Origin of the sequence: Parashewanella hymeniacidonis (assembly GCF_016900895.1) — a bacterium.
GTDB classification, from domain to species: domain Bacteria; phylum Pseudomonadota; class Gammaproteobacteria; order Enterobacterales; family Shewanellaceae; genus Parashewanella; species Parashewanella hymeniacidonis.
In genome coordinates, this window is record NZ_JAFEUN010000001.1 from 1 (window position 1) to 14887 (window position 14887).

The window sequence follows — 14887 nt, forward strand, 5'->3', positions numbered from 1 at the left end:
TTGGTTAACTAACTTCCAAGGCGCTTCTATACCAAGGCCAAGCATTAGAACTTGATTACCATCCATGTATTTACTTCTTAAATTATTGACTACAAAAACTAGATTTATTATCTCAAAAACAAACCCATTAAATCCACACTAAACGACGAAGAGCCCTTATTAATTGTGCTTGGTATCAGTAGTTTTTATGCTGGATATACCAAGAAGTTCTTCAATGAAGATTTATATATTTATCAGTCTATGGGCGTAAACTTACCTGGTGAGCCTGACAATGTTTTCAAGTATTGGAGACACATTACTCGTCCAGAAGAAAGAGAGAACAAAAGCATTGAGATGAACACAATATATGACCCTAAGGGAGTCGAGACGATTAATTTTAAAGGTGAATCTTTTTTAAAAGCTGAAAAGAATGGTAATCGTTATTTTTGGCTTGATGGAAGAAGATAAGTGCCTAGATTGACGAACATTTGGCTTGAACTCCTAGGGGTATTTCTATTCGCTTCAGGCATTATGGGCTTTATTTTAGAAAGAAGGCTTTTTACAGCAAAGTACCACGGATAAAACTTCTCATCATTCCTTATAGCGAATAGGAATATAAGTCTAATAAAAATAAGATGTTATGCAACTTTTTTATCTTTTTTATTACATTTTTAAAAACAAAATTAATCCTTGTTCATCTTTGCAATTTTTTGAGGAAATAATAATCAACTTCCAGTAGTCTTCTGCGCGAGCAGTGTGAGCTCGATCGCAGAATGTTAGTTTTTGGGGTTTTAGGATGCTTAAAGTCTCAAACACTAACATTTTCACTTCTTTCACATGCTTCTAAAGTATTCCGGACCCTCACTTTAGTTTTCCAATGGACTTTAAATTTGTATATCTAATTTGAATATAGATTAGGTAATAACCTTATTTGTACCGACAAATGAAGGAGTTTTGAGTGAATAAAAAGTGGTACTCGTTGTTAGCTATTTTTTTCTCATCTTCCATATTTGCTGAAACTACACAACTGAATATGACGACAGGTGTCACAGGCGTTAGCCATGACATTTATAAGCTTCATATGACCATTTTTTACATATGTTGTGCAATTGGCGTAGGTGTATTTGGTGTGATGATTTATGCAATGCTAAATCATCGAAAGTCAAAAGGTCATAAAGCGGCAAACTTTCATGAAAGTACGAAAGTTGAGTTAGCCTGGACAATTATTCCATTTTTTATCTTAGTCTTAATGGCGATACCTGCCACTAAAACCTTGGTAACGATGGATGACACCAGTAATGCTGATTTAACGGTGAAAATTACAGGTTCTCAATGGAAGTGGCACTATGACTACTTTAATAAAGGTGTCGGCTTTTACAGTATTCTTAAAACGCCTCAAGATCAGATAAATAACAAAAAGCCCAAAGGTAAGCATTACTTACTTGAGGTAGATAAGCCTTTGGTTTTACCTACAAACCGAAAAATTCGATTTCTCGTGACTTCAGAAGATGTTATCCACTCATGGTGGGTGCCTGCGTTTGCTATTCAAAAAGATGCTAACCCAGGCTTCATTAATGAAGCATGGACCAGAATTGATAAAGAAGGAACCTATCGTGGTCAATGCGCACAATTGTGCGGAAAAGGGCATGGATTTATGCCTATTGTCGTTAAAGCAGTATCAGGGGAGAAGTTCGATGAATGGCTTAAGGCTCAGAAGACGGCTGAATCTCAGGCGGCACAAGCAGCAAAGGCATCATTGTCTAAAACGCTTACTAAAGCGCAGCTGATGAAAGAAGGGGCGGATGTTTATACCGCGCATTGCGCAGTATGTCATCAGCCAAATGGAATGGGCCTACCAGGTGTATTTCCTGCTCTGAAAGGCAGTAAGACCGCTACAGGCCCTGTACATAACCATATCCATACCGTGAAATTTGGTCGCCCAGGTACTGCAATGCAAGCCTTTGGTAAGCAACTAACGGACGAGCAGATTGCTGCAGCAATTACCTATGAACGGAATTCATGGGGTAACAATATGGGTGATGCCGTACAAGCGGCTGATATCCATAAAGTACAGAAGTAAGGGGCTGCTATGACGACACTTAATCCACAAATAAATGAAACCATTAACTCTTCATCGCATGAGCATGATGAGCATCATTCGCATCAACCTAAAAAAGGCATCATGCGTTGGTTTTTGACGACTAACCATAAAGACATCGGTACGCTATATCTATGGTTCAGTTTCATCATGTTCTTGATTGGCGGCACAATGGCTATGCTGATCAGGGTAGAACTATTTGAACCTGGTAAGGTGATTTTAGAACCTAATCTCTTCAATGAAATGACGACGATTCATGGGCTAATCATGGTGTTTGGCGCTGTAATGCCAGCCTTTACTGGATTGGCGAACTGGCTCATTCCAATGATGATTGGTGCGCCGGATATGGCATTGCCGAGGATGAATAACTGGAGTTTCTGGATTCTGCCTTTCGCATTTGCCATTCTGCTGAGTACCATTTTTATGCCGGGTGGTGGTCCGAACTTTGGTTGGACTTTCTATGCACCGCTTTCCACCAAATACAGCGGTGACAGTACTGCTTTATTTGTGTTTTCTATTCATATTATGGGGATAAGTTCAATCATGGGGGCAATGAACGTCATTGTAACCATATTCAACTTACGTGCTCCGGGTATGAGCTGGATGAAGTTACCGTTGTTCGTTTGGACATGGTTGATTACAGCGTTCTTATTGATTGCGGTGATGCCTGTTTTAGCCGGCGTTGTGACCATGGTACTTACCGATAAGTTCTTCGGTACGAGTTTCTTTGATGCTGCTGGTGGTGGCGATCCGGTGATGTTCCAGCATATTTTCTGGTTCTTTGGGCATCCCGAAGTTTACATTATGATTTTACCGGCTTTTGGGGTGATTTCATCGATCATTCCGGCATTCAGCCGTAAAAAATTGTTTGGCTATTCTTCAATGGTTTATGCGACAAGTAGCATTGCGGTCTTATCGTTCATTGTGTGGGGGCATCATATGTTTACCACAGGTATGCCATTGTTTTCTGAACTTTTCTTTATGTATTGCACCATGATCATTGCAATACCGACCGGGGTTAAAGTCTTTAACTGGGTAGCGACCATGTGGCGTGGCTCACTTTCTTTTGAGCCACCCATGTTGTTCGCCATTGCGTTTGTTATTTTGTTTACTATTGGTGGTTTCTCTGGATTGATGTTAGCGATTACCCCTGCTGATTTTCAATATCACAACACGTATTTTGTGGTTGCTCACTTCCACTATGTGTTGGTAACAGGGGCGGTGTTCTCGATCATGGCAGCTGCATATTATTGGTTACCAAAGTGGACCGGAAATATGTACAGCTTCACCTTAGCAAAATGGCATTTCTGGTGCTCCGTGATATCGGTAAACGTTTTGTTCTTCCCGATGCACTTCTTAGGGTTAGCGGGAATGCCAAGACGTATCCCTGATTATGCATTGCAGTTTGCGAATTTAAATAAGGTTGTTTCCATAGGTGGCTTTGCCTTTGGTTTATCTCAGTTACTGTTCCTAGCGCTTGTGATCAAGTGCATAAGAGGCGGAGAAAAAGCACCCGCTAAACCTTGGGATGGAGCAGAGGGTTTAGAATGGACATTACCAAGCCCAGCACCATATCACTCATTCACAACGCCACCAGAGGTCGAATAATATGACCTCAAAGATGAGCCCCAACAAAAAACTGATGATTTATTTGATCTTTGGTGCGATTGGTATGTTTGGGTTTGGCTTTGCTTTGGTGCCTCTTTATAACGTGATGTGCAAACAACTTGGTATCAACGGCCACAGTTCTAACTTACCTGAGAAATACGAGAAAGAACTGGTTGTTGATAAAAGCAGAAACATCAACGTTGAGTTTATGGCTCAAGTAAGTCCCGGTGTTCCCTATGATTTTACCGCAGTAACTAAAACGTTAACGGTACATCCTGGCGAGCTTGAGCATGCGAAGTTTTACGCTAAAAACAATTCAGACAAGTTAATTATTTCTCAAGCAATTCCTTCGATATCGCCTGGACAAGGCTCGTTGTACTTCCATAAAACGGAGTGTTTTTGTTTTACTCAACAACCATTGCAAGGGCACACAAAAGAAGACTTACCCGTCGTCTTCTTTATTGATCCTGCATTACCAAAAGACATTCACACCATTACATTATCTTACACCTTGTACGACGTTACAAAAGAGGTGTTAAAGAATAGCCCTGAATATGCAGACCCAAATTTTATTAAGTCACATCAAGGCAGTCATAAAGTTCCAGAATCAGAATATAAAAGCTAGGAGTATTTGATGAGTGCACATGCAAAGTATTATGTTCCTGAACAAAGCCATTGGCCGATTATTGGTGCAATGGGTTTATTTTTAATTGCATTTGGCGCAGGACATTTTGTTATTGGTTTGGATAAGCATACTCCCAATAACGGTATCTACTTATTGGTTGCAGGTATTTTTACCATTCTATTTATGCTCACAGGCTGGTTCAGGCATGTGATTCATGAGTCCATGAGTGGCTTATACTCTGAGCAAATGGATGTTTCTTTTCGTCAGGGAATGAGTTGGTTTATTTTCTCTGAAGTCATGTTTTTCGGTGTGTTTTTTGGTGCTCTATTCTTCGTGAGAATGTTCTCTGTTCCTTGGCTTGGTGGGGCCGATGGCAGCATGACACATCAAGTATTATGGCCAACATTTCATGCTCAATGGCCACTAACTACGACACCAAAAGGAACAACAACGAAAGCGATGCCTTGGTTAGGTGTTCCTCTGGTTAATACCATTATTCTGTTGACCTCTTCCATTACATTACATTTTGCACATGTCAGTTTGGAGCAAAAAAAGCGAAAGGTATTGGCTATTTGTTTAGGCTGCACCATTTTATTAGGTATGAGCTTTTTATTCTTTCAGGCGAAAGAGTATATCCATGCTTACACCGAAATAGGGCTCACGCTTCAATCTGGCGTTTATGGCAATACTTTCTTTATGTTGACAGGCTTCCATGGATTGCATGTCACGCTCGGAACTATTTTCCTCATCGTGTTGTTTTGTCGAGTATTAAAAGGACACTTCACTCCTGAACAGCATTTTGCTTTTCAAGCCGGAAGTTGGTATTGGCACTTTGTGGACGTCGTCTGGTTATGTTTGTTTGTTTTTGTATATGTGCTCTGACGTTAGTGCAATTGTAAAACGGAATCATTGGCAGGGATGCGTTAAATCGTTTATAGGCTATGTATTGTTCATTGGCCTATTTTGCATATTAGTAAGGTTAGGTTTTTGGCAATTATCGAGAGGCCATGAGCGACAACAGCTTGAACAAGCTTATTACACTCGTCAGCAACAAACCGTTGGTTTTAATCAACTCATACAAAATAAAGACCCAAAAACACTCACTGGAAGTAAAACAAAAGTACAACTAAATATCACGCAAACCCCTTTGATTTTTCTAGATAATCAGAGTGTTAAAGGAAAAGTAGGTTACTTGGTCTATCAGCTGATGCAGGTATCACCAAAACAACCATGGTTGCTTGTCGAGTTAGGCTTTATCACGGCGTACGCTGATCGAAATCGATTACCAAAGATTCAAAAAATAAATAAGCAAGAGGTTTTCTTGGGGCGTGTTTACCATACTTCAAAAAACCCGTTTAGCCACAAGTTATTGCCTGAAAAGGGTAATCCTTTACGTATTCAAAATTTAAATTATCAGCAACTCAGTCAATTGCTTGGGCATCAAGTTTTTGATTTTGCATTACAGCCGCAACGAGTTATTTATTCGGCGGATGGCAGGCAATTGTTAAAACCTTGGCGGCCAATAACGATGTCATCAACTAAGAATTTTGGTTATGCGGCTCAGTGGTTTGCAATGGCAACAGTGCTGGTCGTAATTGGTTTATTTACAGTAATTAGGAGACGCAAAGTTGGAATTAGCAAGAAAAAATAATTCCCGAGTGTTGTTAGTTTTGGCTTTGGTATTTATCGCACCTGTTGTTTTAGCAAAACTGTTTTTGGCTATGCATTGGTATCAAACTGGAGTAACCAACAAAGGGCAGTTACTGCCCGACTCGATGACTTACCAAAGTCTTAAGATGAAAAATCCTGCGCCTCATCATTGGCAAGTTATATATATGATGCCAGATGAATGCACGCAAAAGTGTCAGCAGCAACTCTTTGTTCTCAACCAGAGTTACTTGGCGCTGGGCAAAGACAAAAATCGAGTAACGCCGGTCGTTTTACATCAGCAAGGTACAGATGCTTTGGCTATGAGTCAGTACAAGTTTACACAAGCTGTTGCCAGCAAAATGATAGTTAAACAGATGGATAGGCAACAGATGATAGTGGTCGATCCGCTAGGGAAACTCGTTACCCGTTATGATTTGATGCCAAGCAAGAATGAGCAAGTGATGCAGGGGCGTGCGTTACTCAATGATTTACACAAAATGTTGAAACTATCGAGGGTTGGATAATGCGGTTTGCTTGGTTTATAAGAGCTGCCATATTGCTTGCTTTTGTTGTGATCTTGATGGGCGCCTATACTCGGCTATCGAATGCGGGGTTGGGTTGCCCAGATTGGCCTGGTTGTTATGGACAAGTCACTGTACCAAGTCAGCCGAGCGTGATTAAACAAGCTGAAGCAAAGTTTAATGGTCAAATTGTTAAACCTGCGAAAGCGTGGTTAGAGATGATCCATCGCTATCTCGCAGGCACTTTGGGCACCTTGATACTTGCTATTTTAATTTATCTTTGGGCGAGTAAAGCAGCCTCTAAAAAATTAGCCCTGCTACTTACTGTAATAGTAGTATTTCAAGCCGCATTAGGGATGTGGACGGTGACGATGAAGCTGATGCCAATAGTGGTGATGTCTCATCTTCTGGGTGGTTATGCCGTCATTGCATTATTGCTATTGATTTATCTCGTTCAATGGCAAAAAACATCACCGAATAATGGCTTCGCAGGGAAAATCGGCTCAAGTATACAAGTACATGCATTATTAGCTTTAGTTGCATTGATCATTCAGATTATTCTTGGTGGCTGGACGTCAACAAACTATGCCGCACTCTCTTGTACATCATTACCGATTTGCCAAGGGAACTGGTTTCAACATTTACAATTCGCTCAAGCATTTAATCCTTTTCAAGGACAACATCAAACCTATGAGTTTGGAGTACTCAGTGCAAGTGCTCGCACGACGATTCACGTGTGTCACCGCATATGGGCAATGGTTACTAGCATAATGCTACTGACTTTAGCTTATCGACTGTGGCAGTTAGATATCTTAAATAGCAGGGTGATGGCAGTGGTATTAACCCTGTTCTTATTACTGCAAGTATCACTGGGTATGAGCAATATATTATTTCAATTACCACTTCCGGTTGCCGTTGCTCATAACGGCGGAGCCGTATTATTACTATTAACTATGGTGTGTATTAACTTTAAGCTTAGGAGTGCATCGTGAGTAAAGAGATTACCTTAACCCCTCCAGTTTCTTTTGCTTGGCGTGATTACCTTGAAATGACCAAGCCTAAGGTTGTCGCACTAATGTTACTTACCGTGGTGGTAGGTATGTGTTTATCGGTAGAGGGAGCACTGCCAGTACAAGCATTAGTCCTTGGCTTGACTGGTATTGCGTTGATGTCTGCATCAGCAGCAACGTTTAACCATGTCATTGATAGAAAAACCGATGCTGTTATGGGACGGACCCGTGGACGTCCTTTGCCAAATCACAGAATTTCAGCAGTAAAAGCCACTATCTTTGCCTTTGCCATTGGTATATTGGGCTTTGTCATCTTATTTGAATGGGTCAATACATTAACTGCTTGGTTAACCTTCTTTAGTTTAATTGGTTATGCCGTGATTTATACCATGTACCTTAAACGAGCGACGTCACAAAATATTGTGATCGGTGGCCTTGCTGGTGCTATGCCGCCGTTATTGGGCTGGACGGCTGTTACTAACCATTTAGATAACAACGCTTTCCTTCTTGTGATGATTATTTTTCTATGGACGCCACCGCATTTCTGGGCGCTTTCGATTGCTAAGAAGGAAGAATACGCTAAAGCCGATATTCCAGTTTTACCTGTAACGCACGGTGATGCCTTCACTAAAACATATATTCTGTTGTATACCGTGCTTTTAGGGCTAGCTTGCTTAATGCCTGTGGCGGTTGGTATGTCAGGTGATATCTATCTAATAGGCGCCTCTATTCTTAGTGCTCTATTTTTCTATCAAGCATGGCTATTAAAGTATTCACCGACTAAAGAGAGAGCTATGAAAGTGTTCACTTTTTCAATTTATCACTTGATGCTGTTATTCGTGTTATTGCTGGTGGATCACTATATTTAAGTCTAAGTTAGGAGGTACTCTGCTGTGAAAAAGTCATTATTAATTGCATTTGCTTTTGTTATCTTTGCAAGTTTTGGTGGTTATGCGTCATATTACTATCAACATCGACCTTTGCATTTGTTGACTACTGCCGAATATCCTAATAAGACACCTGTCATTCCTTTTAAGCTGACAGATCAGTACGGTCATAAATTTGATAACTCAAACCTAAAAGGAAAGTGGACACTGTTTTTTGTTGGGTACACATCTTGTCCAGATATTTGCCCAACAGCAATGACTAAACTGGCTGCGGCTTATCCTAAGTTAATTAAAGATAACCCCTTTCAAGTTGTGTTTATTTCTGTGGATCCGAACCGAGATACACCCGATAAGCTCAAGCAATATACTTCGTTCTTCAATAAAAAGTTTATTGCTGTCACTGGAGAGCAAAAGCAATTGTTGCCTTTAACTCGAAATTTAGGGATGGCTTATTCGTTAATTGGCGAAGGGAAAAACTATCAAATTACTCATAGTGCTACGATGACGTTAGTCTCGCCACAAGGTGAAAAAATTGCCATTGTAAAACCTCAGATAGCACCAGGAAAAGTACCACAAATTAAAAATAAAGAAATGGTAGCTGATGTGGAGCAGTTAATGAGTCGGTACAGCTGATTCAGCTTGAATGACGGGGTGCGAGATAAACAATGCCGCTTGAGTCAGCGGCATTGTTGGAATTTCGTTATAGCTTTAATTTTGACTTTAATGCTGCAGTAATTGGGCTTGAACCATGGCCATTACCATTTGCCCAGCCATAAATGTCACTTGCTTTAAGTGCTTTTGATGACACGCGTTTAACGATAAATTGACCGACTTCATTTGCGCTACTACCGTAGGCCGTTTGCAGTAAGTTTTCACCGTTGCATTTTAGATCTGTGTAGATGTTACGAAGAGTCACGCGGCCCTCTTTTAACTTCTTACGTAATTTACTTTTATCGTTTGCTTTAACATAGCCACAAACACTGATAAAAAGTTGTTCATTAGCTTGGACTTTTGTAGGGACCACAATTGATGTGGCAATCAGAACTGTTCCTGCGATAATAAGGCTTCGCATCTGATGCTCCTTCCGATGGTTTTATAAGATATTTTTATAATATAGCGACAGAAAAACAGCGTTAATTTAACATTTTTTTACATAATTGATAAAGCTATATTCAATTCCATCAGAACTTGTGCCATTTTCGCAACATTCTTGTTGCCATGAACCATCGTCCCAATCAGGGAAATAAGTGTCACCATCAACATCAATATTGATTAATGTCAGGTAAAGTTTGTCTGCAATTGGCAGCAACTGCTTATAAAGTTGACCACCACCAATGACAGCGATTTCTTCTACATTACCAGCTGCTGATTTAGCTTCTTCAAAGCTCGATACAGCAGTAATACCTTCTACTGAAAAATCAGATTGACGAGTAATTACAATATTATGACGACCAGGAAGCGGTCGACCAATAGACTCAAATGTTTTACGACCCATTACAATCGGCTTACCCATCGTTGATGCCTTAAAATGCTTTAAGTCTTCGGGTAAGTGCCATGGCATTTGGTTATCCTTGCCAATCACACGATTTACTGTCATAGCGGCAATCATTGAGATCTTCATAATTTCCCTGTTATTAGATTATTGGTCGAGTACGGAAAAAGAGTAATTGTGGCATAGCTAGCCCGCCAGCTAAAGCGGCAACGATGAAAACAGTTTTCAGACCATTAGTAATAACAGCATCTGTCAGCTCATGGCTAACTTGTGATTGCGCCGTGAGTTGTATCAGTGCTGTTACGGTATTAAAAGCAAAAACACCCGGTAACATAGGAATACTGGCCGCTACGGCCAGCATAAGAGGTGGGGCAAAATGCCTTTTTGCGAAGACTATGGCTGTAAAACCAATAAAAGCTGCAGCAGCAAAGGTTGACCATTCGATCGCCAAGCCTTGATGCAGTAAAAATGTACGAAGTGCATGAGCAAAAGCACCTGTGAGAGCACAATGGATTAAAAAGCGTCTTGGTACATTAAAAACCATTGCAAAACCTATGGCTGGAATGGCTGAGAAAAAAGCGTCATCCAGTAAGTTTACGAATACGTCCATTAGACGACTCCAACAATGAACTGACCGATTTGAATACCAATAGTGATGCCTATTACCGAAGAGACGGTTAATATAGTCGCTTGGCCCCAGCGGGCAATCCCAACATTCATATGGCCTTTAATCATATCTGACATAGCATTGATAAGCGGAAAACCCGGAACTAAAAGTAAAACACTCGCAGCGGCTGCAAGCTCGGGGGTATGACTGATCCCCTCAAGGTTGGCAAGTTGTGCGATAACAGTGATGAGCAACGCTGTGAAGTGGAAATTAACCAATAAGTTAAAGTGCTTTTTCGACAAGAACACTCTTAAAGCCATTCCAGCTGAAGACGCTAAGAACGTCATAATCGTCGCACCTAAATCACCACCAAACAGATGACAAAAGCAAGCACAAGATAAACCGATCGTTGGGATCAAAACTTTAGCTGGATACGATCTCACTTTAAGCTTGTTCAAATGCTTCTCGACGTGTGCTAATCCATAAATGCCTCTTTCGGCCTTAATACAGATCTTTTGTAGCTCATACACAATGGTCATATTCAGTCCATGAGCACGCATACGACGTGTGGTGGTAATGCAGTTATCGTCTGCAATACTGGTTAGTACGAGTGAATTTGATGAAATGGAGAGCTCGACACTGCTCAATCCAAGTGCGATACCGAGTCTCTGACTTATTTCTTCAACAAGTTCTGACTCTGCGCCATAAGCTAGAAGCAGCTGTGCTACACGTGCTGTTAGGCGGGTAATATGAGTTTGGTTTTCCAAGGTTACTGCTCTTGAAACAAAAAGAGAGCTGAATAGCTCTCCTAATTAAATAATGGTGATTAACGTTCGTAGAAAACTTCTACGTCGTATTCATCTTCATCCCAATCTTCGTCATCGAGGTCGTCATCAAGATCGTCAGCGGTGGTATTACTGTGGTAGTTATCCCACTTAAATTCAACTTCAGCATCAGGATCTGGTGCTTCTTCCTCTGCAGGTAAGCTTTGAATGAAATCCAAAAGCTCAAGTGCAAGTTCAGATGTGCCCTCACGATTATAAGCGGAGATTTTATAAACTTTATCATCCCAATCTAATGCATCGGTGAGACGCTGAATTTGTTCGTCCAGTTCCTCTTCTAACATTAAATCAGTTTTGTTGATGACCAACCAGCGTGGCTTAGACGCTAGCTTTGGAGAATACTTATCGAGTTCCGCTAATATTGATGTTGCAGCTTCAACGGGGTCACTTTGATCGATTGGCGCAATATCAATGACGTGAAGTAATACTCGGCAACGTTCTAAATGCTTTAAGAAACGAATACCAAGTCCTGCACCATCTGCTGCACCTTCAATTAAGCCTGGGATATCTGCAATTACAAAGCTTTGGCCTGCGCGCGGATTTACCACACCCAAATTTGGAACCAATGTCGTAAATGGATAATCAGCGACTTTTGGTGTTGCACGAGAAACGGAGCGAATGAAGGTTGATTTACCTGCGTTAGGCAAACCTAATAAACCAACATCAGCTAGCAGCATAAGTTCTAACTGTAAGTTGCGAACTTCGCCAGCGGTGCCTAATGTTTTCTGACGTGGAGCACGGTTAGTACTGCTCTTAAAGCGAGTATTACCTAAGCCGTGGAAACCGCCTTTTGCAACCAGAAGTTTTTGTCCGTGATGGGTAAGATCACCTAAGCCTTCGCCTGTATCTTCATCTGTCGCACGAGTACCGACGGGTACTTTCAGTATTAAGTCTTCACCACCGGCGCCAGTACAGTCACGACCTTTACCATTGTTACCTCGTTCTGCGCGATGAAAACGCTCAAAACGAAAATCAATCAATGTGTTAAGGTTTTCATCTGCTAAAAGATAAACGCTACCACCGTCACCACCGTCGCCACCATCTGGGCCGCCGTCAGGGACATACTTTTCACGTCTGAAGCTGACACAACCACTGCCACCATCACCGGCTTCGACCCTGATGATTGCTTCATCGACAAATTTCATATTAACTCCTGAATCGCTAAATCATCACCAACTTAACAGTTAGTTCAGCGATTATACATTCTCTTTCGTCAGAAAAACAAAAGCCCCGCCAATGGCAGGGCTTAAATTTATTATAAGCTTTCGAGCGTATTAAGCTTCGATGCTAATAAATTTACGGTTTTTAGGACCTTTAACTTCAAATTTAACTTTACCGTCAGATAAAGCAAATAAAGTGTGATCACGACCGATACCAACATTAACACCAGCGTGGAACTTAGTACCACGTTGACGAACGATAATGTTACCAGCTAAAACAGATTCGCCACCGAAACGCTTAACACCTAGGCGTTTGCTTTCTGAATCGCGACCGTTACGGGTAGAACCACCAGCTTTTTTATGTGCCATGAGTCAGACTCCTTATTAAGCGTTGATTTCAGTGATTTTAACTTCAGTGAACCACTGGCGGTGGCCCATCTGCTTTTCATGGTGCTTACGACGCTTGAACTTAACAATGCGTACTTTCTCACCACGACCATGGTTAACTACTTCTGCAACTACTTTGCCGCCTTCGATTAAAGGTGCGCCAACTGTTACATTTTCACCATCAGCAACTAAAAGAACTTTATCAAATTCGATTGTTTCGCCAGTAGCAACTTCTAATTTTTCTAAACGTACAACGTGACCTTTAGCAACTCTGTGTTGCTTTCCGCCACTTTGAAAAACAGCGTACATAGCTATTTTACTCCGAGATCTTTAACACATCACAGCATATATTTTGCGTGCGAGTGCTACAAAAATTTTTAATGACAATGGGCGCGGATTTTACGCTAAGAATGAGATACTGGCAAGTACTAAATAGCAAAGAATACAAAACATCTGATGAGTTGAAATGAATACATGGCAAATGCTGTTAACTTGGCTATTTTTAGGTAAAATCTTGTTAATTTATGTTTTAACTCGAGGTAATCATAAGATTATCTCAAATAACCAGAGTCTACTATGGATTTGAACGCCATTCGCGCTTTAACTGATACTGATATGCAAAATGTTAATCAGCTGATTTATAAACAATTAGAATCAGATGTCGCTTTAATAAATCAACTTGGGTTTTATATTGTCAACAGTGGCGGTAAAAGGCTAAGACCGCTTTTATCCGTTCTTGCGGCTAAATCGGTAGACTATAAAGGTAGCGATCACTTAAAGCTCGCTGCGATCGTTGAGTTCATTCACACCGCTTCTTTATTGCACGATGACGTCGTCGATAAATCAACAATGCGCCGTGGCCGCCAAACGGCAAATGCGATGTTTGGTAATAGTGCGTCAGTATTAGTGGGTGACTTCCTTTATACTCGTTCATTCCAAATGATGACAGAGCTGAACAGTCTAAAAGTTCTTAGAATTCTAGCAGATACCACAAACGTACTTGCAGAAGGCGAAGTGATGCAGCTGATGAATTTGAACGAGCCTGATACAAGTGAAGACAACTATATGCGTGTCATTTACTGTAAAACGGCGCGTTTATTTGAAGCGGCAACTCAGCTTGGTGGTGTTTTAGCTGACGTGGATGAATCGATCGAATTAGCACTTGGTGAGTATGGAAAGTATTTAGGAACTGCGTTTCAGATCGCAGACGATCTACTGGATTATACGGCTGATGCAGAAGAACTTGGTAAAAATATCGGTGATGATTTAGCCGAAGGTAAGCCAACATTGCCACTTATTTACGCACTAGCTCATGGTAACGATGAAGAAAAAGCGTTAATTAAAGGTGTGATCGAAAATGCGGACGGAACGGAAGTGATCGATCAAATTCTAGCTGCACTTAAGAGAACAGATGCGCTGGATTACACCCAAAAACGTGCAGAAGAAGAAGCTGAAAAAGCGATACAAGCTTTATCGGTATTACCAGAGAGTGAATATAAAGAAGCGTTATTGGGTTTAGCTAAGATTTCAGCAAATCGTAAAAAGTAAATTCTATTAATGATGTCAGCAAGCTTTGCTTGTTGACATCAATTTTTCTTATTTGCATACCTTAATAAATTTCTATTCAAAAGTGATCTACGTTCCTTATTTTGATTAAATCACTTCTATTCCTTCAATTTTATAAAAAACTCTTAATCAACTTTTAAGCCTTACTACATCTAGCGATTGCCTAAAAGTGATATAATGAGAAATAACCTCTAAAGTAAACTTTTTTGTTTTCGAACACCTATTACCCAGACGCATAAATTTTTTTTTAATTAACTCTCTGATAGAGCATTAAATGAAAGTCACACCAGCTTAGGCTGGATGTTAGCCTAAAGCAAGTTGGTATGACGAGGTGTTTTGCTTCAATTTTTCATTCATGGAGTTGGATTTGTTACTGCCTAAAATTGGCAAAATCGAAGCACGAAGAATGAAGTTTAGTGGGTTAAACGCAGTAACGGCAGTTTTCTATGTCGAAC

General features: G+C 40.7%; 17 protein-coding genes and 1 pseudogene. 11 read left to right on the forward strand and 7 right to left on the reverse strand.

Annotated features, from left to right (window positions below; all coding sequences use genetic code 11):
• Window positions 1-165: 165 nt before the first annotated feature.
• The 10 genes and pseudogenes from JQC92_RS00005 (at window position 166) to JQC92_RS00050 (ending at window position 9011) form a co-directional block, all read left to right on the forward strand.
• A complete protein-coding gene (locus JQC92_RS00005; protein WP_204997712.1) occupies window positions 166-447 on the forward strand; it encodes a hypothetical protein in 282 nt (93 codons plus the stop codon).
• Between the two features lie 490 nt (window positions 448-937).
• A pseudogene (gene coxB / locus JQC92_RS00010) lies at window positions 938-2044 on the forward strand (cytochrome c oxidase subunit II); the annotation flags it as partial.
• Between the two features lie 24 nt (window positions 2045-2068).
• The gene (gene ctaD / locus JQC92_RS00015) at window positions 2069-3685 is read left to right on the forward strand and encodes a cytochrome c oxidase subunit I (protein ID WP_204997714.1); all 1617 of its coding nucleotides are present in this window, start codon (window positions 2069-2071) and stop codon (window positions 3683-3685) included.
• A gap of 1 nt (window position 3686) precedes the next feature.
• On the forward strand, window positions 3687-4310 hold the full coding sequence (locus JQC92_RS00020; protein ID WP_129948271.1) for a cytochrome c oxidase assembly protein: 624 nt from the start codon (window positions 3687-3689) through the stop codon (window positions 4308-4310).
• 9 nt (window positions 4311-4319) lie between these two features.
• Window positions 4320-5192, forward strand: coding sequence for a cytochrome c oxidase subunit 3 (locus JQC92_RS00025; RefSeq protein WP_204997715.1), 873 nt, complete (start codon window positions 4320-4322; stop codon window positions 5190-5192).
• Window positions 5193-5256: 64 nt separating this feature from the next.
• Window positions 5257-5961, forward strand: coding sequence for an SURF1 family protein (locus JQC92_RS00030; protein WP_204997716.1), 705 nt, complete (start codon window positions 5257-5259; stop codon window positions 5959-5961).
• Complete coding sequence (locus tag JQC92_RS00035) at window positions 5939-6484, forward strand: hypothetical protein (RefSeq protein WP_204997717.1); 546 nt, start codon at window positions 5939-5941, stop codon at window positions 6482-6484. Before JQC92_RS00030 ends, JQC92_RS00035 begins: the two co-directional genes overlap by 23 nt.
• The gene (locus JQC92_RS00040; RefSeq protein ID WP_204997718.1) at window positions 6484-7473 is read left to right on the forward strand and encodes a COX15/CtaA family protein; all 990 of its coding nucleotides are present in this window, start codon (window positions 6484-6486) and stop codon (window positions 7471-7473) included. The genes JQC92_RS00035 and JQC92_RS00040 overlap by 1 nt, the downstream gene beginning before the upstream one ends.
• Window positions 7470-8360, forward strand: coding sequence for a heme o synthase (cyoE, locus tag JQC92_RS00045; protein WP_204997719.1), 891 nt, complete (start codon window positions 7470-7472; stop codon window positions 8358-8360). The genes JQC92_RS00040 and cyoE overlap by 4 nt, the downstream gene beginning before the upstream one ends.
• Before the next feature lie 24 nt (window positions 8361-8384).
• Complete coding sequence (locus JQC92_RS00050; protein WP_204997720.1) at window positions 8385-9011, forward strand: SCO family protein; 627 nt, start codon at window positions 8385-8387, stop codon at window positions 9009-9011.
• Between the two features lie 67 nt (window positions 9012-9078).
• Here the strand turns inward: JQC92_RS00050 and JQC92_RS00055 are convergent, their stop codons facing one another.
• From JQC92_RS00055 to rplU, 7 genes are all read right to left on the reverse strand, one after another.
• Window positions 9079-9450: a DUF3718 domain-containing protein gene (locus JQC92_RS00055; protein WP_129948265.1), complete on the reverse strand. Its 372-nt coding sequence runs from the start codon at window positions 9448-9450 to the stop codon at window positions 9079-9081.
• 66 nt (window positions 9451-9516) lie between these two features.
• Window positions 9517-9999, reverse strand: a complete 483-nt coding sequence (gene folA, locus JQC92_RS00060; RefSeq protein ID WP_204997721.1) for a type 3 dihydrofolate reductase — start codon at window positions 9997-9999, stop codon at window positions 9517-9519.
• A gap of 13 nt (window positions 10000-10012) precedes the next feature.
• Entirely contained in the window at window positions 10013-10480 is a 468-nt protein-coding gene (locus tag JQC92_RS00065) for a threonine/serine exporter family protein (RefSeq protein WP_204997722.1), read from the reverse strand.
• On the reverse strand, window positions 10480-11244 hold the full coding sequence (locus tag JQC92_RS00070) for a threonine/serine exporter family protein (protein ID WP_204997723.1): 765 nt from the start codon (window positions 11242-11244) through the stop codon (window positions 10480-10482). The genes JQC92_RS00065 and JQC92_RS00070 overlap by 1 nt, the downstream gene beginning before the upstream one ends.
• Window positions 11245-11303: 59 nt before the next feature.
• Window positions 11304-12464, reverse strand: coding sequence for an Obg family GTPase CgtA (gene cgtA, locus JQC92_RS00075; RefSeq protein WP_129948261.1), 1161 nt, complete (start codon window positions 12462-12464; stop codon window positions 11304-11306).
• Window positions 12465-12593: 129 nt separating this feature from the next.
• Entirely contained in the window at window positions 12594-12848 is a 255-nt protein-coding gene (gene rpmA, locus JQC92_RS00080) for a 50S ribosomal protein L27 (protein ID WP_129948260.1), read from the reverse strand.
• Window positions 12849-12863: 15 nt separating this feature from the next.
• Window positions 12864-13175 (reverse strand): 50S ribosomal protein L21, encoded by a 312-nt coding sequence (gene rplU, locus JQC92_RS00085; protein WP_129948259.1) that lies wholly within the window; start codon window positions 13173-13175, stop codon window positions 12864-12866.
• Window positions 13176-13442: 267 nt separating this feature from the next.
• On the opposite strand from rplU, the gene ispB reads away from it, so the two are divergent.
• Window positions 13443-14414, forward strand: coding sequence for an octaprenyl diphosphate synthase (gene ispB / locus JQC92_RS00090; protein WP_204997724.1), 972 nt, complete (start codon window positions 13443-13445; stop codon window positions 14412-14414).
• Window positions 14415-14887 lie beyond the last annotated feature (473 nt).